This window comes from Pseudomonas sp. B21-010 (assembly GCF_024749325.1).
In the GTDB taxonomy this organism is placed as follows: Bacteria; Pseudomonadota; Gammaproteobacteria; order Pseudomonadales; family Pseudomonadaceae; genus Aquipseudomonas; species Aquipseudomonas kilonensis.
Window position 1 is genome coordinate 5,752,271 of record NZ_CP087198.1, and the last position, 20,899, is coordinate 5,773,169.

The following is a 20,899-nucleotide window of genomic DNA, read 5'->3' on the forward strand; positions in this document are numbered from 1 at the left end:
GCCCTCCCGATACTCACTCCCATCAATTGGCACCCAGTTGATACAACCTGAACGATGGGAGAAAGGCGATGAACGATGGACTGAAGGGCACCGCAGGCGACGACTTACGCGATATCGGCGGTTCGCAACTGCTGGGGCGTGGACTGAACCGGCTCGATTGGGCCGGCGACAGCAAGGAGTGTCAGAAGGTCGGTGATACCGAGTCGGGCAAACGTGCCGTGCCGTACCGGAAAACAGCCTACAACGTAGGGAAAAACGTCACCATGTCCACCGTCGTGGCCACCGAAAATTTCTCAACCGAGACGTTTTCCTCCCGCGACGAGTTCGAAAAACATACCCAGACCAGTGTCGAAGCCTCCGGTAAATACGGCGCCTTTTCCGCCGGTTTCAAAGTCACCTTCGGCAGTGACATCAAGACGCTCGAAGAGCGCGAAGCCGCGCTCTACAGTCACACGGTGCGGTTATGGAAACTGACCTTCGAAGTCAATCCGGCCAATGCGACTGAAGCGTTCAAGAAGCGTGTCGATGACCTGCCCAAGGCGTTCGATCCGGGCAATCCGACAGCGTTTTTCAACTTCCTCGTCGATTTTGGCGCCGATATCGTCAGCGAAGTGACCGTCGGCGGCTCGCTGAACTATGCGATGACCGCGCTCAAGAGCTTCCTCAGCCAGACCAACACCCTCGATGCGATGGTCAAGGCCGAATACGGCGCCTTTGTCAGCGGTAGCGCGACCACCTCGATCTCGGAAACGGTCAAGAAAAACATCGCCCACCGCAACGCCAACCTGACCACCCAGGGCGGTACGCACGCTATCGCGTTCAATGCAGTGGACCCCAGCAACTGCAACGCGGAGTTCGGTAAATGGCGTGAATCGCTGTCGGACGACCCTACGGTCGTGGAGTTGAAAATCTCGCCGGTCTATCGTTTCGTCAAGGAAGGCGAGGCCCGTACGGCACTGGAGCAGGCCTACCAGTGGTACACCAGCTACAAGGCGGAAATCGAAGCCAATTGGCAGGAGTCGGTGGTGGTCCTCGGTCGCTCCGGGCGGCAAACCACACCCAAGGCAGCGGCAACCGGCCCGGCCTTGCGAATGGTGTTCGTCGACAACAAAAGCAAGGAAACCAGCGAGAGCTTCCACTACCCTCCCGCCGCGAATGCATCGACCACGGAATTTGAACAGTTCTGGGATGGGCTGGCCCTGCTGCTGAGACAAAAAAGCGGGCAGAAACTGCTGATGGCCACTGAACGCTGGCCGCGCGACTCACGCTACTACCCGGGGTACGCCATGCGCGAGGCCCTGCTGGCCAACGGCGCCAGCGAAGTGTCGCTCGCACGTTGGGAGACGCTGACCAAGCACATGCAACCCAACCCGTTGTCCGGCCTGACCTATGTGCTGGCAGGGAATGACTTCGAGGTGCCTGGTGTCGATGGCCTCATTGCCGGTTTCGGCCAGGCAGGCAAAGACCTCAACCCAACGGTGAAGATCAAGGCTCGGCTTTCCCACGACTCGTTCGGCAAGGTCAAGTTGGTAAAAACCGCAACGACCGAAGAAGACCCTCGCACCGCGCTGTACATCGTGCGCAACAATACCGACGCCAAACCGGCCCTGGCGGTCGATCCGCAAAACCGGACCCGTATCGCCATGCAGACGCCGGACAGGTGCAACCCAGGGCAATTCTGGTACATGCCCGAGTTGGAAAAACCCTACCCGGAAATCAACCACCCGGTACTGCTGATCAACTACGAGACGGGAACCTGCCTGCAGGGCATGCATGACCAGGGCGACTGCCGGCTCAAGCCCATCGAACCAGGTCGCCAGCAGGACGACGTCATTTGGGACCGGCGCGGCGATGAGGTGTTTCACCTGTTGATGGTCTACTACTGGATGGACGCCTTGTGCCTGACCCAGGTTGAAAAGCGCGCCGCCGTCCGGGCTTGGCGCCAGCCTCACGGCATGGATTGGTTGCGCGAGCAACATCGTCCGTATAGTTGATACCCGATAGTTACCCCCTGTGGAAGCGAGCTTGCTCGCGATGGCGCTGGTTCAGCTTGCTTCAATGTTGAATGTGCCGCCGCCATCGCGAGCAAGCTCGCTCCCACAGGTTTCGTGGCTTGATTGACTGCCATTCCCTCTAGCCCTCTTGCGTGCGTGGTCCCCATACGATGCAAGTCTTCAACAGTGTTCCCTTTATTGGCGACGGCGTGGAAACAGCGCTCGATCCCCGCCGCTTTCCCTATCTGTTCAACGACCATGGGTTGGCGCAGCCGAGTGTCCAGGTGCGCGGCAACCTGATCCCGCTCAGCCCCGAGAATCCATCCCTGTCCTTGGGCACTCGCTACTCCGGCATCAGTTGGAGGGACCGTGAGGTTCCAACGAACAGCGGCTCCTACTGGATCAAGACGTTCGACTTCCACGCCAGCGAAGTGCACTACGCCCCCATCTGGGCAACCAGGGAAACGGCGCAAGCCTTCGGCATGACCCTGCTCGGCAACGGCGAATGCCTGCGTTTCGAGTACGACCAACTGATCCTGGGCCAATACACCTACGGCAAATGGGCCGGCCACCAATCGCCCTACCTGGGCCCGGCGCGCCAGCGCGAGCTGCTGACCTACAACCCGACCGACCTCGAATACCACGACTTCCCCCACGCGTTCTTTTCCCGCTACGGACGCTTGCCGCTGGTGATCAGCGTCGCCCGCTGGCGTCCTGCGGCCAGGGAAATTTATCTGGCTGACCTGTGGCTGCGGCCCGGTGATGCACTGGTCCTGCCGCCCAAGCATTACCCCGACATTGCCTCCAGTGACGCCCACGGCGTCGAAAACTGGCCGGCCGTCGTGGACATGCACGGCAACCGAAACTCGGCGCTGGCCTGCTGGTTCTGGGAAGGCGAGGACTGTTTGCTGACGGAGACGATCCTGGCCAATTCGACCTTGATGAACTCCCCCCAGGGCAAACCGCACTATCACGAAGAGAAGACGCCGACACGGCATGAGTTACCGGCAAATTACCGACCGTGAGGGTGATAGCACGGCAGGCAAGAAATCTGGGCGGCGGGGGCCAGGAAGAACCCAACCTCGGGCGAACTGTTTTTTACTAGGCGTACTTGAGCAATAACGATAAGAATGGCCGGGTATTTTTCCCAAGAGCCAGCCGCATGAAACGCAGACGCCCGCCGCGCCTGGTCGAATCCCCGTTCCCGACCGCTACATCAGCGTCACGGCACCCGCCCACGTGGGATTGCTCAAGCGACGTATCCAGGCCGGGATTCCTGGGCACCATGATTTACGTTGCGGGGATGTTGCTGGCCCTGCCCGTCTACGGGCTGGCAGTGTTTACCATGATGCTGTTCAAGGTCGAAGGCCTGTCGTCCATTCACATGAGAATGATCGAAGATCCGCTGGTTCTAGCGCTCATGTTCATCAGCGCATTCGCGGCCGTCTGCGTGATCAACTGGCTCGCCTCCGGGCCCACGGTGCTTGGCTTCTGCTTCGACGAACGCCAGCAACGCCTCACCTTCACCCAGCGCCGCCCTGCCCGGCAAACCACCGAAGAATGCGTGCCGTACAGCGATATCCACTCCATCAGGCCCTACATAACGACCGCTTCCGCCCACTTCTGTCACTTTGTGGTGTGCTTCGCCGGGGCCAATGGCAAGCCGATCGAACTTCGGTTTTCGGATGTAACGGTGCGGGACATGGCGTTCCATGCCGAGTGGTTGAGGCAGTCGATTGGCGAGAGGATGCAGGAAGTATTGGATCTGGATTTGTGAGCATGACCGGGATTGCCCGGTGTCCTCAAGTCATGAACCTGGCCTGCGCCAATAAATAAAAAAGCCCCAAGGGCAGAGTGCGCTTGGGGCCTTTTTTCAAACTATTGGCTGAGTAGTCTCAACCAGTAATCAGAACGGAATATCGTCATCAAAGCTGTCGAAATCCGGAGCCGGTTGCGGCGCGGCCTGTTGTGGGGCCGGGCGTTCGCGCTGTGGCTGTGGCGCCGACTGCGGACGAGGCGCCTGTTGACGCGGGGCCGGAGCCGACTGCTGGTAGTTGTTGCCACCTTGTTGCTGGTCGCCCTGTGGACGGCCGCCCAGCAGTTGCATGGTGCCTTGCATGTCGACCACGATTTCGGTGGTGTAACGCTTGATACCGTCTTTTTCCCACTCGCGGGTCTGCAACTTGCCCTCGATGTACACCTGCGAACCCTTGCGCAGGTATTCGCCGGCGATCTCAGCCACCTTGCCGAACATCGACACGCGGTGCCATTCGGTCTTCTCGACCTTCTGGCCGGTCTGCTTGTCGGTCCACTGTTCGCTGGTCGCCAGACTCAGGTTGGTCACGGCGTTGCCGTTCGGCAGGTAGCGAACTTCGGGATCCTGGCCGCAAGTACCGACCAATATGACTTTGTTAACCCCACGGGCCATAACGTTCTCCTAGGCTTCGCACGTAGTCGGGGCCGGGTTGTTCACCAGGCGCTCGAGCGTCGCGCGATCCAATAATTCGGTGTCGAGTTTGATATACACGGCCGCTTCGTCGGCGACCACCACTGCATCGGTTACTCCAACGACGGCCTTCAGACGCTCGGTCAGGCCAGCCTCACGAATCGCCTCGGGCGATAAGGGCAAGCGCAGGCTCGTCACATAGGGAGGTTCGCGCATGGTAACAGCAAAGGCGAACCAAAGTGCAGCCAGCGCGGCACAACCCAGGAACACAACCGACAAACCGCCATGCTGGAACAGCCAGCCGCCGAGGATCCCGCCCAACGCCGAACCCAGGAACTGGCTGGTGGAATAGACCCCCATCGCCGTGCCCTTGCCGCCCGCCGGTGAAACCTTGCTGATCAACGACGGCAGCGATGCTTCCAGCAGATTGAACGCGGTGAAGAACACCACCGTGCCGATCACCAGGGCCCGCAAGCTATCGCCGAACTGCCAGAAGAATAGCTCAGTGAGCATCAGCGTCATGACGGCACCGAGCAAAACTCGTTTCATTTTGCGTCGTTTCTCGCCATAGATGATGAACGGGATCATGGCGAAGAACGAAATCAGCAGCGCCGTCAGGTAGACCCACCAGTGCTGCTCCTTGGGCAGGCCGGCCTTCTCGACCAGCGCCAGCGGCAAGGCTACGAAGCTGGACATCAGCATGGCGTGGAGCACGAAAATGCCTAGGTCCAGGCGCAACAGGTCCGGGTGCTTGAGCGTCGGGATCAGTGCCTGGCGCGCCACCCCGGATTCCCGGTGCTGCAACGGCCCGGTGGCGTGCGGCACCATGAACGCCACGATCAGGATCCCCACCAGCGCCATGGCGCCGGTTGCCAGGAACAGGCCGGACAAGCCAAAGGCACGGGTCAGCAAGGGACCTACCACCATGGCCACGGCAAACGACAGACCAATGGTCATGCCGATCATGGCCATGGCCTTGGTCCGATGCTGTTCGCGGGTCAAGTCTGACAGCAGCGCCATGACGGCCGCGGAAATAGCCCCGGCACCCTGCAGGATGCGTCCGGCGATCACGCCCCAGATCGAGTCGGCATTGGCCGCCAGCACACTGCCCAGGGCGAAGACGATCAGCCCCAGGTAGATGACCGGACGCCGGCCGATGCGGTCGGAAATGACCCCGAACGGGATCTGGAAGATCGCCTGGGTCAGGCCATAGGCGCCAATCGCCAACCCGATGAGGGCCGGGGTCGCGCCAGCCAGGTCCATGCCATAGGTCGCCAGCACCGGCAACACCATGAACATGCCCAGCATACGGAAGGCGAACACCAGGGCCAGACCGCTTGCTGCGCGTGTCTCGCCACTACTCATGCGTTCGCTGTGGGGATCTTGCATGGAAAAACCTCATGTGAACCGGCGGCGATTCTACCAGTCCCATCGATTGAGAGGGTATATGGCGACCGTTTGCCGCGCAGTCTTCATGTATGGCTGCAATCGCACCTTCAATAGTGTGCATCCATCCAGTATTTGCCCGTATACTCCTACGTTTTCGACGCCCGCCGAGCGAGGCCACTTTGGACAAGATCCTGATTCGTGGGGCCCGTACCCACAACCTGAAGAACATCGACCTGACCCTGCCACGGGACAAGCTGATCGTCATCACCGGCCTGTCCGGATCCGGCAAATCATCCCTGGCCTTCGACACGTTGTACGCTGAAGGCCAGCGACGCTATGTCGAATCGCTGTCGGCCTACGCCCGGCAGTTCCTGTCGATGATGGAAAAACCCGACGTCGACACCATCGAAGGCCTGTCGCCGGCCATTTCCATCGAACAGAAGTCGACCTCCCATAACCCCCGGTCGACGGTCGGCACCATCACCGAGATCTACGACTACCTGCGCTTGCTGTATGCGCGGGTCGGTATTCCCCGTTGCCCCGATCACGACATTCCCCTGGAAGCCCAGACCGTCAGCCAGATGGTCGACCTGGTGCTGGCCCAGCCGGAAGGCAGCAAGCTGATGCTGCTGGCGCCAGTGATTCGCGAGCGCAAGGGCGAACACCTGATGGTTTTCGAAGAACTGCGCGCCCAGGGCTTCGTGCGGGCCCGGGTCAACGGCAAGCTGTGCGAACTGGACGAATTGCCGAAGCTGGATAAACAGAAGAAGCATTCGATCGATGTGGTGGTCGACCGCTTCAAGGTCCGGGCCGACCTGCAACAGCGGCTGGCCGAGTCCTTCGAGACGGCGCTGAAACTGGCCGACGGCATCGCCCTGGTCGCACCGATGGACGACGAGCCTGGCGAGGAAATCATTTTCTCCGCGCGCTTCGCCTGCCCGATCTGCGGCCACGCCATCAGCGAGCTGGAACCCAAGCTGTTTTCCTTCAACAACCCAGCTGGCGCCTGCCCAACCTGCGACGGCCTGGGGGTCAAACAGTTCTTCGACACCAAGCGGCTAGTCAATGGCGAGCTGACCCTGGCCGAAGGCGCGATTCGCGGCTGGGACAGGCGCAACGTCTATTACTTCCAGATGCTCGGTTCGCTGGCGGCCCATTACAAGTTCAGCCTGGACAAGCCGTTCAACGAGCTGCCCGCCGACCAGCAGAAATTCATCCTGCAGGGCAGCGGCTCGCAGAATGTCGACTTCAAATACCTCAACGACCGTGGCGATATCGTCAAGCGCTCCCACCCGTTCGAAGGCATCGTACCGAACCTGGAGCGACGCTACCGCGAGACCGAATCGGCCAGCGTGCGCGAAGAACTGGCCAAGTTCCTCAGCACCCAGCCCTGCCCGGATTGCCGTGGCACCCGTCTGCGTCGCGAAGCGCGGCATGTGTGGGTCGGCGAGAAGACCCTACCGGCGGTGACCAACCTGCCGATTGGCGACGCCACCGAGTATTTCGGCGGCTTGAAGCTCACCGGTCGTCGGGGCGAAATCGCTGACAAGATCCTCAAGGAAATCCGCGAGCGCCTGCAGTTCCTGGTGAACGTCGGCCTGGATTACCTGACCCTCGATCGCAGCGCCGACACCCTGTCCGGCGGCGAAGCCCAGCGTATCCGCCTCGCCAGCCAGATCGGCGCCGGCCTGGTGGGGGTGATGTACATCCTCGACGAGCCGTCCATCGGCCTGCACCAACGGGATAACGACCGACTGCTCGGAACCCTGAAGCACCTGCGGGACATCGGCAACACGGTGATCGTGGTCGAGCACGACGAGGACGCCATTCGCCTGGCCGACTACGTCGTGGACATCGGCCCGGGCGCGGGCGTGCATGGCGGGCATATCGTCGCCCAGGGCACCGCCGCCGAAGTCATGGCGCACCCTGACTCGCTGACGGGCAAATACCTGTCGGGCCGGGTCAAGATCAAGGTCCCGGCCAAACGTACGCCGCGCAACAAGAAGTTGTCGCTGACACTCAAGGGTGCTCGCGGCAACAACTTGCGCAACGTCGACCTGGAAATCCCGATCGGCCTGCTGACCTGCGTTACCGGTGTGTCCGGCTCCGGCAAGTCGACGCTGATCAACAACACCCTGTTCCCCCTCAGCGCCACGGCCCTGAACGGCGCCACCACCCTGGAAGCGGCCGCCCACGACAGCATCAAGGGCCTGGAGCACCTGGACAAGGTGGTCGACATCGACCAGAGCCCGATTGGCCGTACCCCGCGCTCCAACCCGGCGACCTATACCGGGTTGTTCACACCGATCCGTGAACTGTTCGCCGGCGTGCCGGAGTCCCGTTCGCGTGGCTACGGCCCGGGGCGTTTCTCGTTCAACGTCAAGGGCGGGCGCTGCGAAGCCTGCCAGGGCGATGGCCTGATCAAGGTGGAAATGCACTTCCTGCCAGACATCTACGTGCCGTGCGATGTGTGCAAGAGCAAGCGCTACAACCGCGAGACCCTGGAGATCAAGTACAAGGGCAAGAACATCCACGAAACCCTCGAGATGACCATCGAGGAGGCCAGGGTGTTCTTCGACGCGGTGCCGGCCCTGGCGCGCAAGCTCCAGACGCTGATGGATGTCGGCCTGTCGTATATCAAGCTGGGGCAGTCGGCGACGACGTTGTCCGGCGGTGAAGCCCAGCGGGTCAAGTTGTCCCGCGAGCTGTCCAAGCGCGACACCGGCAAGACCCTGTATATCCTCGACGAGCCGACCACAGGCCTGCACTTCGCCGATATCCAGCAATTGCTCGACGTGCTGCACCGCCTTCGCGACCACGGCAACACCGTAGTGGTGATCGAACACAACCTGGACGTGATCAAGACCGCTGACTGGCTGGTGGACCTGGGGCCGGAAGGCGGCTCCAAGGGTGGCCAGATCATCGCCGTAGGGACGCCGGAACAAGTGGCCGAGATGAAGCAGTCCTACACCGGCTACTACCTCAAGCCGCTGCTGGAACGTGATCGGGACTGATTTCACCCGAGCACGAAAAAGCCCCTGTCATCTCATCGATGGCAGGGGCTTTTTGTTGTTTCCCTGTGGGAGCGAGCTTGCTCGCGATCAGTATGTCAGCCACATTTCTGCTGACTGACCCACCGCTATCGTCGGATCGCCGCCCGGAGCAAGCTCGCTCCCGCAATCAATACATCAGAACTGCGATTGCAGGTAGTTCTCCAACCCGATCAACTTGATCAGACCCAACTGCTTCTCCAGCCAGTAGGTGTGGTCTTCTTCGGTGTCGTTGAGCTGGATCCGCAGGATCTCGCGGGTCACATAGTCGTTGTGCTGCTCGCAGAGCTCGATGCCTTTGCACAATGCAGCGCGGACTTTGTATTCCAGGCGCAGGTCGGCGGCGAGCATGTCGGGCACCGTGGTACCGACGTCGAGATCATCGGCGCGCATGCGTGGCGTGCCTTCGAGCATCAGGATCCGGCGCATCAGCGCATCGGCGTGCTGGGTCTCTTCTTCCATCTCGTGATTGATACGTTCGTAGAGCTCGGTAAAACCCCAATCCTCGTACATCCGCGAATGGATGAAATATTGATCACGGGCTGCCAGCTCGCCTGTCAGCAACGTGTTGAGGTAATCGATTACGTCTGGGTGACCTTGCATCGCCCTACATCTCCACAAGCTTTTAAAGGTTGTAGTTTGAACCAAGCTGACCGCAAGGTCACTGTCTCAACGCTACAAAAGCAAAGAAAATCCGAGAAAACCAGGTTAAATAACGCAAAAACCGCCCTAATGAGGGCGGTTCTGCTTCTCGTTTAGACTTAGTTAAGCGCTACACCCAAGGCTTTTGCGATGCCCTCTCCATAGGCAACATCGGCCTTGAAGAAATGCTGCAACTGACGGTCAACCACATCTGCCGACACGCCTCCCATTGCACCGGCGATGTTGCTGATCAACAGCGCCTTCTGCTCATCGCTCATCAAGCGGAACAGCGCACCGGCGTGGCTGTAGTAGTCGGTGTCTTCGCGATGATCGTAGCGGTCAGCCGCGCCACTGAGGGCCTGTGCTGGCTCTGCGTAACGTGGGGCTTGCTTCGGTGCTTCCACGTAGCTGTTAGGCTCGTAGTTCGGTGCCGCCCCGCCATTGCTGCCGAACGCCATGGCACCGTCGCGCTGGTAGGTATTGACCGGACTGCGCGGCGCATTCACCGGCAATTGCTGGTGATTGGTGCCCACACGGTAGCGGTGCGCATCAGCGTAGGCGAAGACACGGCCCTGCAGCATACGGTCCGGCGAGAGGCCAACCCCTGGCACCATGTTGCTAGGGCCAAACGCCGCTTGCTCGACTTCGGCAAAATAATTCAGCGGGTTACGGTTGAGCTCGAGCACACCGACTTCGATCAGCGGAAACTCTTTCTGCGACCAGGTCTTGGTGACGTCGAACGGATTCTCGTAATGGGCTGCGGCCTGGGCCTCGGTCATGACCTGGATGCAAACGCTCCATTTCGGGAAGTCACCGCGTTCGATGGCGCTGAACAAATCACGCTGGGCGTAATCCGGGTCGGTACCTGCCAGGCGTGCTGCCTCTGCCGGTGCGAGGTTCTTGATCCCTTGCTGGGTCTTGTAGTGCCACTTCACCCAGTGGCGCTCACCCTGTGCGTTGATCAGGCTGTAGGTGTGACTGCCGAAGCCGTGCATGTGGCGGTAGCCATCCGGAATACCGCGATCGGAAAACAGAATGGTGACCTGGTGCAACGCCTCAGGCGAATGTGACCAGAAATCCCACATCGCCTGGGCGCTTTTCAGGTTGCTTTGCGGCAGACGTTTCTGGGTGTGGATGAAATCTGGAAACTTCAACGGATCACGGATGAAAAATACCGGGGTGTTGTTGCCGACGATGTCCCAGTTGCCTTCCTCGGTGTAGAACTTCAGGGCGAACCCGCGCGGGTCGCGTTCAGTGTCGGCCGAACCACGCTCGCCACCCACGGTGGAGAACCGCAGGAAGGTGGGCGTCTGCTTGCCGATCGACTCGAACAACTTGGCGCTGGTGTACGGGGTAATGTCCTGGGTGACGGTGAATGTGCCGTAGGCGCCCGAGCCTTTGGCGTGCACACGGCGCTCAGGAATGTTCTCGCGATTGAAGTGAGCAAGCTTCTCGATCAGGTGGAAATCGTCGAGCAGCAGCGGGCCGCGCGGGCCGGCGGAGCGAGAGTTCTGGTTATCGGCGACAGGAGCGCCGCTGGCGGTCGTAAGCGTTTTGGTCTGGCTCATGCTCAATCTTCCTAGGTCGGTCTTCGAACTGCCGGCTAATCGGCTGGAAAGGAGTATTGATCATATTAATGACAGTATCCAAATTCATTAAATCATGGACATCGATAGTCATTATCTAACACTGAATACTTGCCAATAACCAAGCCGGTCGAAGCGGCTTGCCGGCTTTTTCCTTCAGGCAACAAAAAACCGGGCACAAGGCCCGGTTTTTTGTATGTTGCCGACTTACTCAGCGGATACAGCTTCACCGCTGGTAGCACGATCAACCAACTCGACGTACGCCATAGGCGCGTTGTCGCCAGCGCGGAAACCGCACTTGAGGATGCGCAGGTAGCCACCCTCACGGGTAGCGTAACGCTTGCCCAGGTCGTTGAAGAGCTTACCAACGATAGCTTTCGAACGAGTACGGTCGAAAGCCAGACGGCGGTTAGCCAGGCTATCTGTCTTGGCCAGAGTGATCAGCGGCTCAGCAACGCGACGCAGTTCTTTGGCTTTCGGCAGTGTAGTTTTGATCAGCTCGTGCTCGAACAGCGACACCGCCATGTTTTGGAACATGGCCTTGCGGTGCGAGCTGGTGCGGCTCAGGTGACGACCACTTTTACGATGACGCATGGTTCATTCCTTACCAAACACAACGTTCGGTGATTACGACGATCAGGCAGTCGCCTTGTCGTCCTTCTTAAGACTTGCAGGCGGCCAGTTGTCGAGGCGCATGCCGAGGGACAGACCGCGGGAGGCCAGAACGTCCTTGATTTCAGTCAAGGATTTCTTGCCAAGGTTCGGAGTCTTCAACAGCTCTACTTCGGTACGCTGAATCAGGTCGCCGATGTAGTAGATGTTTTCCGCCTTAAGGCAGTTAGCCGAACGTACAGTCAGTTCCAGATCGTCAACCGGGCGAAGCAGGATCGGATCGATCTCGTCTTCCTGCTCGACAACCACTGGCTCACTGTCACCTTTGAGGTCGACGAACGCAGCCAACTGCTGTTGCAGGATGGTTGCAGCACGGCGGATAGCCTCTTCAGGATCCAGGGTACCGTTGGTTTCCAGATCAATAACCAGCTTGTCCAGGTTGGTACGCTGTTCGACACGGGCGTTTTCCACCACGTATGCGATACGGCGAACTGGGCTGAACGAAGAGTCAAGCTGCAAGCGACCGATGCTGCGGCTTTCGTCTTCATCGCTCTGACGCGAGTCTGCCGGTTCATAACCACGACCACGAGCTACGGTGAGCTTCATGTTCAGGGCGCCGTTAGACGCCAGGTTAGCGATTACGTGATCGGGGTTAACGATCTCGACATCATGATCCAGCTGAATATCGGCAGCGGTAACCACCCCCGAACCCTTCTTCGACAAGGTCAGCGTAACTTCGTCACGACCGTGCAGCTTGATAGCCAGACCTTTAAGGTTCAACAGGATTTCAATTACGTCTTCCTGTACGCCTTCGATGGCGCTGTACTCGTGGAGCACACCGTCAATCTCGGCCTCGACTACTGCACAGCCGGGCATTGAGGACAACAGGATGCGGCGCAGCGCGTTGCCCAGGGTGTGGCCGAAACCACGCTCGAGAGGCTCGAGTGTGATCTTGGCGCGGGTTGGACTGACAACCTGCACATCAATATGGCGGGGTGTCAGGAACTCATTTACCGAAATCTGCATGGATGCACCTATTTTCTAGCCCTTACTTGGAGTAGAGCTCGACAATCAGGCTTTCGTTGATGTCGGCGGACAGATCACTGCGAGCAGGAACGTTCTTGAAAACGCCCGACTTCTTCTCAGTGTCTACTTCTACCCATTCTACGCGGCCACGTTGGGCACACAGATCGAGAGCTTGGACAATGCGAAGTTGGTTCTTTGCTTTCTCGCGAACAGCAACCACGTCACCAGCACGAACCTGGTAGGACGGAACGTTTACGGTCTGACCGTTAACGCTGATCGACTTGTGCGATACCAGCTGACGAGATTCGGCACGAGTAGAACCGAAACCCATACGGTATACAACGTTGTCCAGGCGGCATTCGAGCAGCTGCAACAGGTTTTCGCCGGTTGCGCCTTTCTTGCCAGCAGCTTCTTTGTAGTAGCCGCTGAATTGACGCTCGAGAACGCCGTAGATACGACGGACCTTCTGCTTTTCACGCAGTTGGGTGCCGTAGTCGGACTGGCGACCGCGGCGTTGGCCGTGGATACCAGGTGCTGCTTCAATGTTGCACTTCGATTCGATCGCGCGCACGCCGCTCTTCAGAAAAAGATCGGTGCCTTCGCGACGAGCGAGTTTGCATTTTGGACCAATGTAACGAGCCATTCTTTACAATCTCCTGGATTACACGCGGCGCTTCTTCGGCGGACGGCACCCGTTGTGCGGGATTGGCGTCACGTCGGTGATGCTGGCGATCTTGTAGCCACAGCCGTTCAAAGCGCGGACTGCGGATTCACGACCTGGACCTGGACCTTTGACGTTGACGTCGAGGTTTTTCAGGCCGTATTCCAGCGCAGCTTGACCAGCACGTTCAGCAGCTACTTGAGCAGCGAACGGGGTGGACTTGCGGGAACCGCGGAAACCCGAACCACCGGAGGTAGCCCAGGAAAGAGCGTTACCTTGACGGTCGGTAATGGTCACGATGGTGTTGTTAAAAGAAGCATGGATGTGGGCGATGCCATCAACCACTGTCTTTTTAACTTTTTTACGAGGACGAGCAGCAGGTTTTGCCATGATTAAATTCCTGTCGATTCGCTGGGGCGATTACTTGCGGATCGGCTTACGCGGACCTTTACGGGTACGCGCGTTGGTCTTGGTACGCTGACCGCGTACTGGCAGACCACGACGATGACGCAGACCGCGATAGCAACCGAGGTCCATCAAGCGCTTGATTTTCATGTTGATTTCGCGACGCAGGTCACCTTCAGTGGTGAACTTCGCCACTTCGCCACGCAGCTGTTCAATCTGCTCGTCGCTCAGATCTTTGATCTTTGCCGCTGGGTTTACCCCAGTCACTGCACAAATTTTCTGTGCAGTAGTGCGACCAACACCATAGATGTAGGTCAGCGAGATAACAGTATGCTTGTTATCTGGAATGTTGACGCCTGCAATACGGGCCATTCAGTGGGACTCCAATTGACAGCTACCTACGCCCCGGAAGCCAAGAAATAGGGCGCGAGATAATATCGCTGTAATAACAAATAATCAACCCGGCAGCGCACTAGCTGCCGGGCTTAAAGCACAATCACACTCAGCCTTGGCGCTGTTTGTGACGCGGTTCCGCGCTGCAAATTACCCGAACAACACCTTCGCGGCGAATAATCTTGCAGTTACGGCACAGCTTTTTCACCGATGCACGAACTTTCATCACCAACTCCTCGAACCTTATGGACGCTACTCAGCGCAACATGCCGCTGCCGTAGCCCTTCAGGTTGGCTTTCTTCATCAGGGATTCGTACTGGTGCGAAACGAGGTGCGATTGTACTTGGGACATGAAGTCCATCACAACCACGACCACGATCAGCAACGAGGTCCCGCCAAGGTAGAACGGTACGTTTGCCGCAACCACCAGGAACTGGGGCAACAGACAGACGGCCGTCATGTAAAGAGCACCGAACATGGTCAAGCGAGTCAGAACGCCATCAATGTAGCGCGCAGACTGCTCACCTGGACGGATGCCCGGAATAAAGGCACCGGACTTCTTCAGGTTTTCCGCTACGTCTTTCGGATTGAACATCAACGCCGTATAGAAGAAGCAGAAGAAAATAATCCCTGCACTAAACAGCAGAATATTCAACGGCTGACCAGGAGCGATCGACTGCGAGATGTCCTGCAACCAGCCCATACCTTCAGACTGGCCGAACCAGGCACCCAACGAAGCCGGGAACAGCAGGATGCTGCTCGCGAAAATAGCCGGAATTACGCCGGCCATGTTCACCTTCAACGGCAAGTGGCTGGTCTGCGCAGCAAATACCTTGCGGCCCTGCTGACGCTTGGCGTAGTGAACAGCAATACGACGCTGACCACGCTCAATGAACACCACGAAACCGATAATCGCTACTGCCAGCAGACCGATGGCAACCAGGGCGAAAATGTTGATATCACCCTGACGCGCAGACTCGAAAGACTGCCCGATCGCTCTCGGAAGACCGGCGACGATACCTGCGAAGATCAACATCGAGATACCGTTGCCAACACCACGCTCAGTAATCTGCTCACCCAGCCACATCATGAACATCGCGCCCGCCACAAAAGTGGTTACCGCAACGAAATGAAAGCTGAAGTCAGCAGTGAACGAAACGCCCTGCCCCGCCAAGCCGATGGACATGCCAATGGCTTGAACGAGAGCGAGGACGACAGTGCCGTAGCGGGTGTACTGGCTGATCTTGCGACGGCCAGCTTCACCTTCCTTCTTCAACTGCTCCAGCTGCGGGCTAACGGCGCTCATCAATTGCATGATGATCGATGCCGAAATGTACGGCATGATCCCCAGTGCAAAGATGCTCATCCGCTCCAGCGCGCCGCCGGAAAACATGTTGAACAAGCTAAGAATGGTCCCCTCATTCTGTCGAAACAGGTCCGCGAGTCGGTCCGGGTTGATACCTGGAACCGGGATGTGTGCGCCTATTCGGTAGACGATAATCGCCAGGAACAGAAAACGCAGACGAGCCCAGAGTTCAGACATACCGCCTTTGCCGAGCGCAGAGAGAGCACCTTGCTTAGCCATTTATTCCTCGAACTTGCCGCCAGCTGCTTCGATAGCCGCACGCGCACCTTTGGTGGCGCCGATTCCCTTTCCGATGGTGACAGCACGAGCAACTTCGCCCGACAGCATGATTTTCACACGCTGAACGTTCTGGTTGATCACGTTGGCATCCTTCAGGGACTGCACGGTGACGATGTCGCCTTCCACTTTGGCCAGCTCGGACAGACGCACTTCTGCGCGGTCCATGGCTTTCAGGGAAACGAAACCGAACTTCGGCAGGCGACGATGCAGCGGCTGTTGACCGCCTTCAAAGCCTGGAGCAATGGTGCCACCGGAGCGGGAGGTCTGACCTTTGTGGCCACGGCCACCGGTCTTGCCCAAACCACTACCGATACCACGGCCCGGACGATGCTTTTCGCGACGGGAACCCGGCGCTGGACTCAGATCATTGAGTTTCATCGATTAACCCTCGACACGCAGCATGTAGTAAGCCTTGTTGATCATCCCGCGATTCTCGGGAGTATCCAGGACTTCTACAGTGTGACCGATGCGACGCAGACCCAGACCCTTAACGCACAGTTTGTGGTTAGGGATGCGGCCGGTCATGCTTTTGATCAGCGTAACTTTTACGGTAGCCATGATCAGAAGATCTCCTTGACGCTTTTGCCACGCTTGGCGGCAATGGATTCAGGAGACTGCATTGCTTTCAAACCCTTGAAAGTGGCGTGAACCACGTTTACTGGGTTAGTCGAGCCGTAGCACTTGGCCAGAACGTTCTGAACGCCAGCAACTTCGAGGACAGCACGCATAGCGCCGCCAGCGATGATACCGGTACCTTCAGAAGCAGGCTGCATGTACACCTTCGAAGCGCCATGGGCAGACTTCATTGCGTACTGCAGAGTGGTGCCGTTCAGATCAACCTGGATCATGTTGCGGCGAGCAGCTTCCATTGCCTTCTGGATCGCAGCAGGCACTTCACGCGACTTGCCACGGCCGAAGCCAACACGGCCTTTACCATCACCCACTACGGTCAACGCAGTGAAAGTGAAGATACGGCCGCCTTTAACGGTTTTGGCTACGCGGTTAACTTGAACCAGCTTCTCGATGTAGCCTTCGTCGCGCTTTTGGTCGTTATTTGACATAACTTAGAACTCCAGCCCAGCTTCACGAGCAGCATCAGCCAGCGCCTTGACGCGACCGTGGTACTTGAAGCCAGAGCGGTCGAAAGCCACCTGCGAGACGCCAGCGGCTTTTGCACGCGTAGCGACCAGCTGGCCAACCTTAGTGGCCGCGTCGATGTTGCCAGTGGCGCCATCACGCAGTTCTTTATCCAAAGTCGAGGCACTTGCCAGGACTTTGTTGCCGTCGGCCGAAATGACCTGGGCGTAGATGTGCTGCGACGAGCGGAACACGCAGAGACGCACGACTTCGAGTTCGTGCATTTTCAGGCGTGCTTTGCGAGCGCGACGCAGTCGAGTAACTTTTTTGTCGGTCATTTGCTATGCCCTACTTCTTCTTGGCTTCTTTACGACGGACGACTTCGTCCGCGTAGCGCACACCTTTGCCTTTGTACGGCTCTGGTGGACGGAAGTCGCGGATCTCGGCGGCCACTTGACCTACCAGCTGCTTGTCGATGCCCTTGATCAGGATATCGGTCTGGCTAGGAGTCTCAGCGGTGATGCCTTCCGGCAGTTCATAATCCACTGGGTGCGAGAAGCCAAGAGCCAGGTTCAGCACTGTGCCTTTTGCTTGCGCTTTGTAACCAACACCGACCAGCTGGAGCTTGCGCTCGAAGCCTTGGCTTACGCCTTGGACCATGTTGTTTACCAACGCACGAGTGGTACCAGCCATTGCGCGAGTCTGTTGATCGCCATTGCGAGCAGCAAAACGCAGCTCACCAGCTTCTTCAACGATCTCAACGGACGAATGGATGTTCAGTTGCAGAGTGCCCTTGGCACCCTTCACCGAAAGCTGTTGGCCTGCGAATTTGACTTCGACACCGGCTGGCAGCTTAACGGGGTTCTTAGCGACGCGTGACATGCTTATCCCCCCTTAGAACACAGTGCAAAGAACTTCGCCGCCGACACCGGCAGCGCGCGCAGCACGATCCGTCATCACACCTTTGTTGGTGGAGACGATAGACACACCGAGACCGCCACGAACTTTTGGCAGATCATCGACGGACTTGTACTGACGCAGGCCTGGACGGCTAACGCGCTTCACTTCCTCGATGACCGGACGGCCTTCGAAGTACTTCAGCTCGATGGACAGCAGAGGCTTGATTTCGCTGCTGATCTGATAACCCGCAATGTAACCTTCGTCCTTCAGGACTTTGGCAACAGCTACCTTCAAAGTAGAAGATGGCATGCTTACGACGGACTTTTCAGCCATCTGGGCATTACGGATACGAGTTAGCATGTCCGCTAACGGGTCCTGCATACTCATGGGCTAGACGCTCCTAATACACAAAAAATTAGCCTTTCGGCTAGTACGTGTCGCCGAGCTCATCCGTGCAATAAAAACACGGGCTCAGGCGAGCCGGGTATTCTAGACACACCCCACAAATGAATCAAGCCCCAAAAGGGGCTTGATTCAAGTTCAAGGCCACCGACGGTCAGGATCTTGCGATCCCGAACGCCGCGACTTTGACAGTGCTTACCAGCTGGCTTTAACCAGACCTGGAACGTCACCACGCATTGCAGCTTGACGCAGCATGTTACGGCCAAGGCCGAACTTGCGGTACACGCCGTGCGGACGACCAGTCAGGCGGCAGCGGTTACGCATGCGCGAGGCGCTTGCGTCACGTGGCTGCTTCTGCAGGGCTACGGTAGCTTCCCAACGCGCTTCTGGACTTGCGTTCAGATCAACGATGATAGCTTTCAGCGCTGCACGCTTGGTGGCGTACTTGGCAACGGTGAGCTGACGCTTCAGCTCACGGTTCTTCATGCTCTTCTTGGCCATTTTCCTACTCCAATCAGTTGCGGAACGGGAATTTGAAAGCGCGCAGCAGTGCGCGACCTTCGTCATCCGTCCGAGCAGTGGTGGTCAGGGTAATGTCCAGACCGCGGAGAGCGTCGATCTTGTCGTAATCGATTTCCGGGAAAATGATCTGCTCTTTAACGCCCATGCTGTAGTTACCACGACCATCGAAGGACTTGGCATTCAGGCCGCGGAAGTCGCGAACCCGAGGCAGGGAGATCGACAGCAGACGATCCAGGAACTCGTACATACGCTCACGGCGCAGGGTCACTTTGACGCCGATCGGCCAACCTTCACGGACTTTAAAGCCAGCGATGGATTTCCGAGCGTAAGTCACAACGACTTTCTGACCGGTGATCTTTTCCAGGTCGGCAACAGCGTGCTCGATGACTTTTTTGTCGCCGATCGCTTCGCCCAGACCCATGTTCAGGGTGATTTTGGTAACGCGCGGAACTTCCATCACGTTCGAAAGCTTAAGTTCTTCCTTAAGTTTCGGTGCGATTTCCTTCCGGTAAATCTCTTTTAGTCGTGCCATGGTCTTCTACCTAGCAGTGTTCAAGCATCAACCGCTTTTTGGGTCGACTTGAAGACACGAATTTTCTTACCGTCTTCTACTTTGAAACCAACGCGGTCAGCCTTGTTGGTTTCGCCGTTGAAGATGGCGACGTTGGAAGCGTGCAGTGGCGCTTCTTTCTCGACGATACCGCCTTGTACGCCCGACATCGGGTTTGGCTTGGTATGGCGCTTGACCAGGTTCAGACCACCAACGACCAGACGGTCATCAGCGAGAACCTTAAGCACCTTACCGCGCTTACCTTTGTCTTTGCCGGCGATCACGATGATCTCGTCGTCACGACGAATCTTTTGCATGTCGGATCTCCTTACAGCACTTCTGGGGCGAGCGAGACGATCTTCATGAACTTCTCAGTACGAAGTTCACGGGTCACTGGCCCAAAGATACGGGTGCCGATCGGCTCTTGCTTGTTGTTCAACAGAACAGCAGCGTTGCCATCAAAGCGGATAATGGAGCCATCAGCACGGCGAACACCGTGACGAGTGCGGACTACAACAGCAGTCATCACTTGGCCTTTTTTCACTTTACCGCGAGGAATTGCTTCCTTGACGGTAACCTTGATGATGTCACCGATACCAGCGTAACGACGATGGGAGCCACCCAGCACCTTGATGCACATAACGCGGCGAGCGCCGCTGTTATCGGCCACATCGAGCATGGATTGAGTCTGAATCATATAATTTCTCCGACCCCTAGTCCTTAGACTTCCACAGCGCGTTCGAGAACATCAACCAGCGCCCAAGACTTGGTCTTGGCCAAAGGACGAGTTTCACGAATAGTGACTTTGTCGCCGATGTGGCACTGATTGGTTTCGTCGTGCGCGTGCAGCTTAGTCGAACGCTTAACGTATTTACCGTAGATCGGGTGCTTAACGCGACGCTCGATCAGAACGGTGATGGTTTTGTCCATCTTGTCGCTGACAACACGGCCAGTCAGCGTACGGACAGTTTTTTCGGCTTCAGCCATGATTACTTACCTGCCTGCTGGTTGAGCACAGTTTTCACGCGAGCGATGTCACGCTTAACTTGCGAGAGCAGATGAGACTGCCCCAACTGGCCAGTTGCTTTCTGCATACGCAGATTGAACTGGTCGCGCAGCAGGCCGAGCAGTTGCTCGTTCAGCTGCTGTGCTGATTTTTCACGAAGTTCATTCGCTTTCATCACATCACCGTCCGTTTAACAAAGGAGGTGGCGAGCGGCAGCTTTGCAGCAGCCAGGGCGAAAGCCTCACGCGCCAGCTCTTCAGAAACACCCTCGATTTCATACAGGACTTTGCCTGGCTGAATCTGGGCAACCCAGTACTCCACGTTACCCTTACCTTTACCCATCCGAACTTCGAGTGGCTTCTTGGTGACAGGCTTGTCCGGGAATACACGGATCCAGATCTTGCCGCCACGTTTTACGTGACGGGTCAGAGCACGACGCGCTGACTCGATCTGACGAGCGGTGAGACGACCACGAGCAACAGACTTCAGCGCGAACTCGCCGAAGCTGACTTTGCTACCGCGCAATGCCAGGCCACGGTTGTGACCGGTCATCTGCTTGCGGAACTTCGTACGCTTTGGTTGCAACATTTGGC

General features: G+C 57.8%; 28 protein-coding genes. 4 read left to right on the plus strand and 24 right to left on the minus strand.

The window, feature by feature from the left end; translation table 11 throughout:
- The first annotated feature begins 68 nt into the window (after nucleotides 1-68).
- From LOY50_RS25650 to LOY50_RS25660, 3 genes are all read left to right on the plus strand, one after another.
- Nucleotides 69-1,994, plus strand: coding sequence for an MAC/perforin domain-containing protein (locus tag LOY50_RS25650; RefSeq protein ID WP_253469846.1), 1,926 nt, complete (start codon nucleotides 69-71; stop codon nucleotides 1,992-1,994).
- A 170-nt stretch (nucleotides 1,995-2,164) separates the two neighbouring features.
- Nucleotides 2,165-3,019, plus strand: a complete 855-nt coding sequence (locus LOY50_RS25655; protein WP_253469849.1) for a hypothetical protein — start codon at nucleotides 2,165-2,167, stop codon at nucleotides 3,017-3,019.
- A gap of 260 nt (nucleotides 3,020-3,279) precedes the next feature.
- Nucleotides 3,280-3,771, plus strand: coding sequence for a hypothetical protein (locus tag LOY50_RS25660; protein ID WP_258689520.1), 492 nt, complete (start codon nucleotides 3,280-3,282; stop codon nucleotides 3,769-3,771).
- A 129-nt stretch (nucleotides 3,772-3,900) separates the two neighbouring features.
- Here LOY50_RS25660 and LOY50_RS25665 read toward each other — a convergent pair whose 3' ends face one another.
- Nucleotides 3,901-4,422 carry a single-stranded DNA-binding protein gene (locus LOY50_RS25665; RefSeq protein ID WP_003206078.1) on the minus strand — a complete coding sequence of 174 codons (522 nt, stop codon included), beginning with the start codon at nucleotides 4,420-4,422 and terminating at the stop codon, nucleotides 3,901-3,903.
- A gap of 9 nt (nucleotides 4,423-4,431) precedes the next feature.
- The gene (locus LOY50_RS25670) at nucleotides 4,432-5,829 is read right to left on the minus strand and encodes an MFS transporter (RefSeq protein ID WP_018612247.1); all 1,398 of its coding nucleotides are present in this window, start codon (nucleotides 5,827-5,829) and stop codon (nucleotides 4,432-4,434) included.
- A gap of 179 nt (nucleotides 5,830-6,008) precedes the next feature.
- Between LOY50_RS25670 and uvrA the strand changes: the two genes are divergently transcribed.
- On the plus strand, nucleotides 6,009-8,843 hold the full coding sequence (gene uvrA / locus LOY50_RS25675; protein ID WP_253469856.1) for an excinuclease ABC subunit UvrA: 2,835 nt from the start codon (nucleotides 6,009-6,011) through the stop codon (nucleotides 8,841-8,843).
- A gap of 174 nt (nucleotides 8,844-9,017) precedes the next feature.
- Here uvrA and bfr read toward each other — a convergent pair whose 3' ends face one another.
- From bfr to rplP, 22 genes are all read right to left on the minus strand, one after another.
- Complete coding sequence (bfr, locus tag LOY50_RS25680) at nucleotides 9,018-9,482, minus strand: bacterioferritin (RefSeq protein WP_014340470.1); 465 nt, start codon at nucleotides 9,480-9,482, stop codon at nucleotides 9,018-9,020.
- A 158-nt stretch (nucleotides 9,483-9,640) separates the two neighbouring features.
- Nucleotides 9,641-11,089, minus strand: a complete 1,449-nt coding sequence (locus LOY50_RS25685; protein ID WP_253469859.1) for a catalase — start codon at nucleotides 11,087-11,089, stop codon at nucleotides 9,641-9,643.
- Between the two features lie 225 nt (nucleotides 11,090-11,314).
- A complete protein-coding gene (gene rplQ / locus LOY50_RS25690; RefSeq protein WP_003186009.1) occupies nucleotides 11,315-11,701 on the minus strand; it encodes a 50S ribosomal protein L17 in 387 nt (128 codons plus the stop codon).
- Between the two features lie 42 nt (nucleotides 11,702-11,743).
- Nucleotides 11,744-12,745: a DNA-directed RNA polymerase subunit alpha gene (locus tag LOY50_RS25695; protein WP_003186012.1), complete on the minus strand. Its 1,002-nt coding sequence runs from the start codon at nucleotides 12,743-12,745 to the stop codon at nucleotides 11,744-11,746.
- Nucleotides 12,746-12,767: 22 nt separating this feature from the next.
- Nucleotides 12,768-13,388, minus strand: a complete 621-nt coding sequence (rpsD, locus tag LOY50_RS25700; RefSeq protein WP_003176404.1) for a 30S ribosomal protein S4 — start codon at nucleotides 13,386-13,388, stop codon at nucleotides 12,768-12,770.
- An 18-nt stretch (nucleotides 13,389-13,406) separates the two neighbouring features.
- Nucleotides 13,407-13,796 (minus strand): 30S ribosomal protein S11, encoded by a 390-nt coding sequence (rpsK, locus tag LOY50_RS25705; RefSeq protein ID WP_002555466.1) that lies wholly within the window; start codon nucleotides 13,794-13,796, stop codon nucleotides 13,407-13,409.
- Between the two features lie 30 nt (nucleotides 13,797-13,826).
- Nucleotides 13,827-14,183 (minus strand): 30S ribosomal protein S13, encoded by a 357-nt coding sequence (gene rpsM / locus LOY50_RS25710; protein ID WP_003186020.1) that lies wholly within the window; start codon nucleotides 14,181-14,183, stop codon nucleotides 13,827-13,829.
- Between the two features lie 130 nt (nucleotides 14,184-14,313).
- Complete coding sequence (rpmJ, locus tag LOY50_RS25715; RefSeq protein ID WP_002555468.1) at nucleotides 14,314-14,430, minus strand: 50S ribosomal protein L36; 117 nt, start codon at nucleotides 14,428-14,430, stop codon at nucleotides 14,314-14,316.
- A 30-nt stretch (nucleotides 14,431-14,460) separates the two neighbouring features.
- The gene (gene secY / locus LOY50_RS25720; RefSeq protein ID WP_003186029.1) at nucleotides 14,461-15,789 is read right to left on the minus strand and encodes a preprotein translocase subunit SecY; all 1,329 of its coding nucleotides are present in this window, start codon (nucleotides 15,787-15,789) and stop codon (nucleotides 14,461-14,463) included.
- Nucleotides 15,790-16,227, minus strand: coding sequence for a 50S ribosomal protein L15 (rplO, locus tag LOY50_RS25725; protein WP_063324140.1), 438 nt, complete (start codon nucleotides 16,225-16,227; stop codon nucleotides 15,790-15,792).
- A gap of 3 nt (nucleotides 16,228-16,230) precedes the next feature.
- The gene (gene rpmD, locus LOY50_RS25730; RefSeq protein ID WP_003186033.1) at nucleotides 16,231-16,407 is read right to left on the minus strand and encodes a 50S ribosomal protein L30; all 177 of its coding nucleotides are present in this window, start codon (nucleotides 16,405-16,407) and stop codon (nucleotides 16,231-16,233) included.
- Nucleotides 16,408-16,409: 2 nt separating this feature from the next.
- On the minus strand, nucleotides 16,410-16,910 hold the full coding sequence (gene rpsE, locus LOY50_RS25735) for a 30S ribosomal protein S5 (protein WP_003186035.1): 501 nt from the start codon (nucleotides 16,908-16,910) through the stop codon (nucleotides 16,410-16,412).
- 3 nt (nucleotides 16,911-16,913) lie between these two features.
- Nucleotides 16,914-17,264 (minus strand): 50S ribosomal protein L18, encoded by a 351-nt coding sequence (gene rplR / locus LOY50_RS25740; RefSeq protein WP_003186037.1) that lies wholly within the window; start codon nucleotides 17,262-17,264, stop codon nucleotides 16,914-16,916.
- 10 nt (nucleotides 17,265-17,274) lie between these two features.
- On the minus strand, nucleotides 17,275-17,808 hold the full coding sequence (gene rplF, locus LOY50_RS25745) for a 50S ribosomal protein L6 (protein ID WP_003186039.1): 534 nt from the start codon (nucleotides 17,806-17,808) through the stop codon (nucleotides 17,275-17,277).
- A gap of 12 nt (nucleotides 17,809-17,820) precedes the next feature.
- A complete protein-coding gene (gene rpsH, locus LOY50_RS25750) occupies nucleotides 17,821-18,213 on the minus strand; it encodes a 30S ribosomal protein S8 (protein ID WP_003186040.1) in 393 nt (130 codons plus the stop codon).
- A 210-nt stretch (nucleotides 18,214-18,423) separates the two neighbouring features.
- The gene (gene rpsN, locus LOY50_RS25755; protein ID WP_003186042.1) at nucleotides 18,424-18,729 is read right to left on the minus strand and encodes a 30S ribosomal protein S14; all 306 of its coding nucleotides are present in this window, start codon (nucleotides 18,727-18,729) and stop codon (nucleotides 18,424-18,426) included.
- 13 nt (nucleotides 18,730-18,742) lie between these two features.
- Nucleotides 18,743-19,282, minus strand: a complete 540-nt coding sequence (gene rplE, locus LOY50_RS25760) for a 50S ribosomal protein L5 (RefSeq protein ID WP_003186044.1) — start codon at nucleotides 19,280-19,282, stop codon at nucleotides 18,743-18,745.
- 20 nt (nucleotides 19,283-19,302) lie between these two features.
- Entirely contained in the window at nucleotides 19,303-19,617 is a 315-nt protein-coding gene (gene rplX / locus LOY50_RS25765; RefSeq protein ID WP_007896770.1) for a 50S ribosomal protein L24, read from the minus strand.
- 11 nt (nucleotides 19,618-19,628) lie between these two features.
- A complete protein-coding gene (rplN, locus tag LOY50_RS25770; RefSeq protein WP_002555479.1) occupies nucleotides 19,629-19,997 on the minus strand; it encodes a 50S ribosomal protein L14 in 369 nt (122 codons plus the stop codon).
- A 23-nt stretch (nucleotides 19,998-20,020) separates the two neighbouring features.
- Nucleotides 20,021-20,287 (minus strand): 30S ribosomal protein S17, encoded by a 267-nt coding sequence (gene rpsQ / locus LOY50_RS25775; protein ID WP_003176419.1) that lies wholly within the window; start codon nucleotides 20,285-20,287, stop codon nucleotides 20,021-20,023.
- 2 nt (nucleotides 20,288-20,289) lie between these two features.
- On the minus strand, nucleotides 20,290-20,481 hold the full coding sequence (rpmC, locus tag LOY50_RS25780; protein ID WP_002555481.1) for a 50S ribosomal protein L29: 192 nt from the start codon (nucleotides 20,479-20,481) through the stop codon (nucleotides 20,290-20,292).
- On the minus strand, nucleotides 20,481-20,894 hold the full coding sequence (rplP, locus tag LOY50_RS25785) for a 50S ribosomal protein L16 (RefSeq protein ID WP_003186052.1): 414 nt from the start codon (nucleotides 20,892-20,894) through the stop codon (nucleotides 20,481-20,483). Before rplP ends, rpmC begins: the two co-directional genes overlap by 1 nt.
- Nucleotides 20,895-20,899 lie beyond the last annotated feature (5 nt).

Coding starts and splice junctions, on each gene's coding strand:
- LOY50_RS25650 (WP_253469846.1), top strand. CDS start 69: ATGAACGATGGACTGAAGGGCACCGCAGGCGACGACTTACGCGATATC.
- LOY50_RS25655 (WP_253469849.1), top strand. CDS start 2,165: ATGCAAGTCTTCAACAGTGTTCCCTTTATTGGCGACGGCGTGGAAACA.
- LOY50_RS25660 (WP_258689520.1), top strand. CDS start 3,280: ATGATTTACGTTGCGGGGATGTTGCTGGCCCTGCCCGTCTACGGGCTG.
- LOY50_RS25665 (WP_003206078.1), bottom strand. CDS start 4,422: ATGGCCCGTGGGGTTAACAAAGTCATATTGGTCGGTACTTGCGGCCAG.
- LOY50_RS25670 (WP_018612247.1), bottom strand. CDS start 5,829: ATGCAAGATCCCCACAGCGAACGCATGAGTAGTGGCGAGACACGCGCA.
- bfr (WP_014340470.1), bottom strand. CDS start 9,482: ATGCAAGGTCACCCAGACGTAATCGATTACCTCAACACGTTGCTGACA.
- LOY50_RS25685 (WP_253469859.1), bottom strand. CDS start 11,089: ATGAGCCAGACCAAAACGCTTACGACCGCCAGCGGCGCTCCTGTCGCC.
- rplQ (WP_003186009.1), bottom strand. CDS start 11,701: ATGCGTCATCGTAAAAGTGGTCGTCACCTGAGCCGCACCAGCTCGCAC.
- LOY50_RS25695 (WP_003186012.1), bottom strand. CDS start 12,745: ATGCAGATTTCGGTAAATGAGTTCCTGACACCCCGCCATATTGATGTG.
- rpsD (WP_003176404.1), bottom strand. CDS start 13,388: ATGGCTCGTTACATTGGTCCAAAATGCAAACTCGCTCGTCGCGAAGGC.
- rpsK (WP_002555466.1), bottom strand. CDS start 13,796: ATGGCAAAACCTGCTGCTCGTCCTCGTAAAAAAGTTAAAAAGACAGTG.
- rpsM (WP_003186020.1), bottom strand. CDS start 14,183: ATGGCCCGTATTGCAGGCGTCAACATTCCAGATAACAAGCATACTGTT.
- rpmJ (WP_002555468.1), bottom strand. CDS start 14,430: ATGAAAGTTCGTGCATCGGTGAAAAAGCTGTGCCGTAACTGCAAGATT.
- secY (WP_003186029.1), bottom strand. CDS start 15,789: ATGGCTAAGCAAGGTGCTCTCTCTGCGCTCGGCAAAGGCGGTATGTCT.
- rplO (WP_063324140.1), bottom strand. CDS start 16,227: ATGAAACTCAATGATCTGAGTCCAGCGCCGGGTTCCCGTCGCGAAAAG.
- rpmD (WP_003186033.1), bottom strand. CDS start 16,407: ATGGCTACCGTAAAAGTTACGCTGATCAAAAGCATGACCGGCCGCATC.
- rpsE (WP_003186035.1), bottom strand. CDS start 16,910: ATGTCAAATAACGACCAAAAGCGCGACGAAGGCTACATCGAGAAGCTG.
- rplR (WP_003186037.1), bottom strand. CDS start 17,264: ATGACCGACAAAAAAGTTACTCGACTGCGTCGCGCTCGCAAAGCACGC.
- rplF (WP_003186039.1), bottom strand. CDS start 17,808: ATGTCACGCGTCGCTAAGAACCCCGTTAAGCTGCCAGCCGGTGTCGAA.
- rpsH (WP_003186040.1), bottom strand. CDS start 18,213: ATGAGTATGCAGGACCCGTTAGCGGACATGCTAACTCGTATCCGTAAT.
- rpsN (WP_003186042.1), bottom strand. CDS start 18,729: ATGGCCAAGAAGAGCATGAAGAACCGTGAGCTGAAGCGTCAGCTCACC.
- rplE (WP_003186044.1), bottom strand. CDS start 19,282: ATGGCACGACTAAAAGAGATTTACCGGAAGGAAATCGCACCGAAACTT.
- rplX (WP_007896770.1), bottom strand. CDS start 19,617: ATGCAAAAGATTCGTCGTGACGACGAGATCATCGTGATCGCCGGCAAA.
- rplN (WP_002555479.1), bottom strand. CDS start 19,997: ATGATTCAGACTCAATCCATGCTCGATGTGGCCGATAACAGCGGCGCT.
- rpsQ (WP_003176419.1), bottom strand. CDS start 20,287: ATGGCTGAAGCCGAAAAAACTGTCCGTACGCTGACTGGCCGTGTTGTC.
- rpmC (WP_002555481.1), bottom strand. CDS start 20,481: ATGAAAGCGAATGAACTTCGTGAAAAATCAGCACAGCAGCTGAACGAG.
- rplP (WP_003186052.1), bottom strand. CDS start 20,894: ATGTTGCAACCAAAGCGTACGAAGTTCCGCAAGCAGATGACCGGTCAC.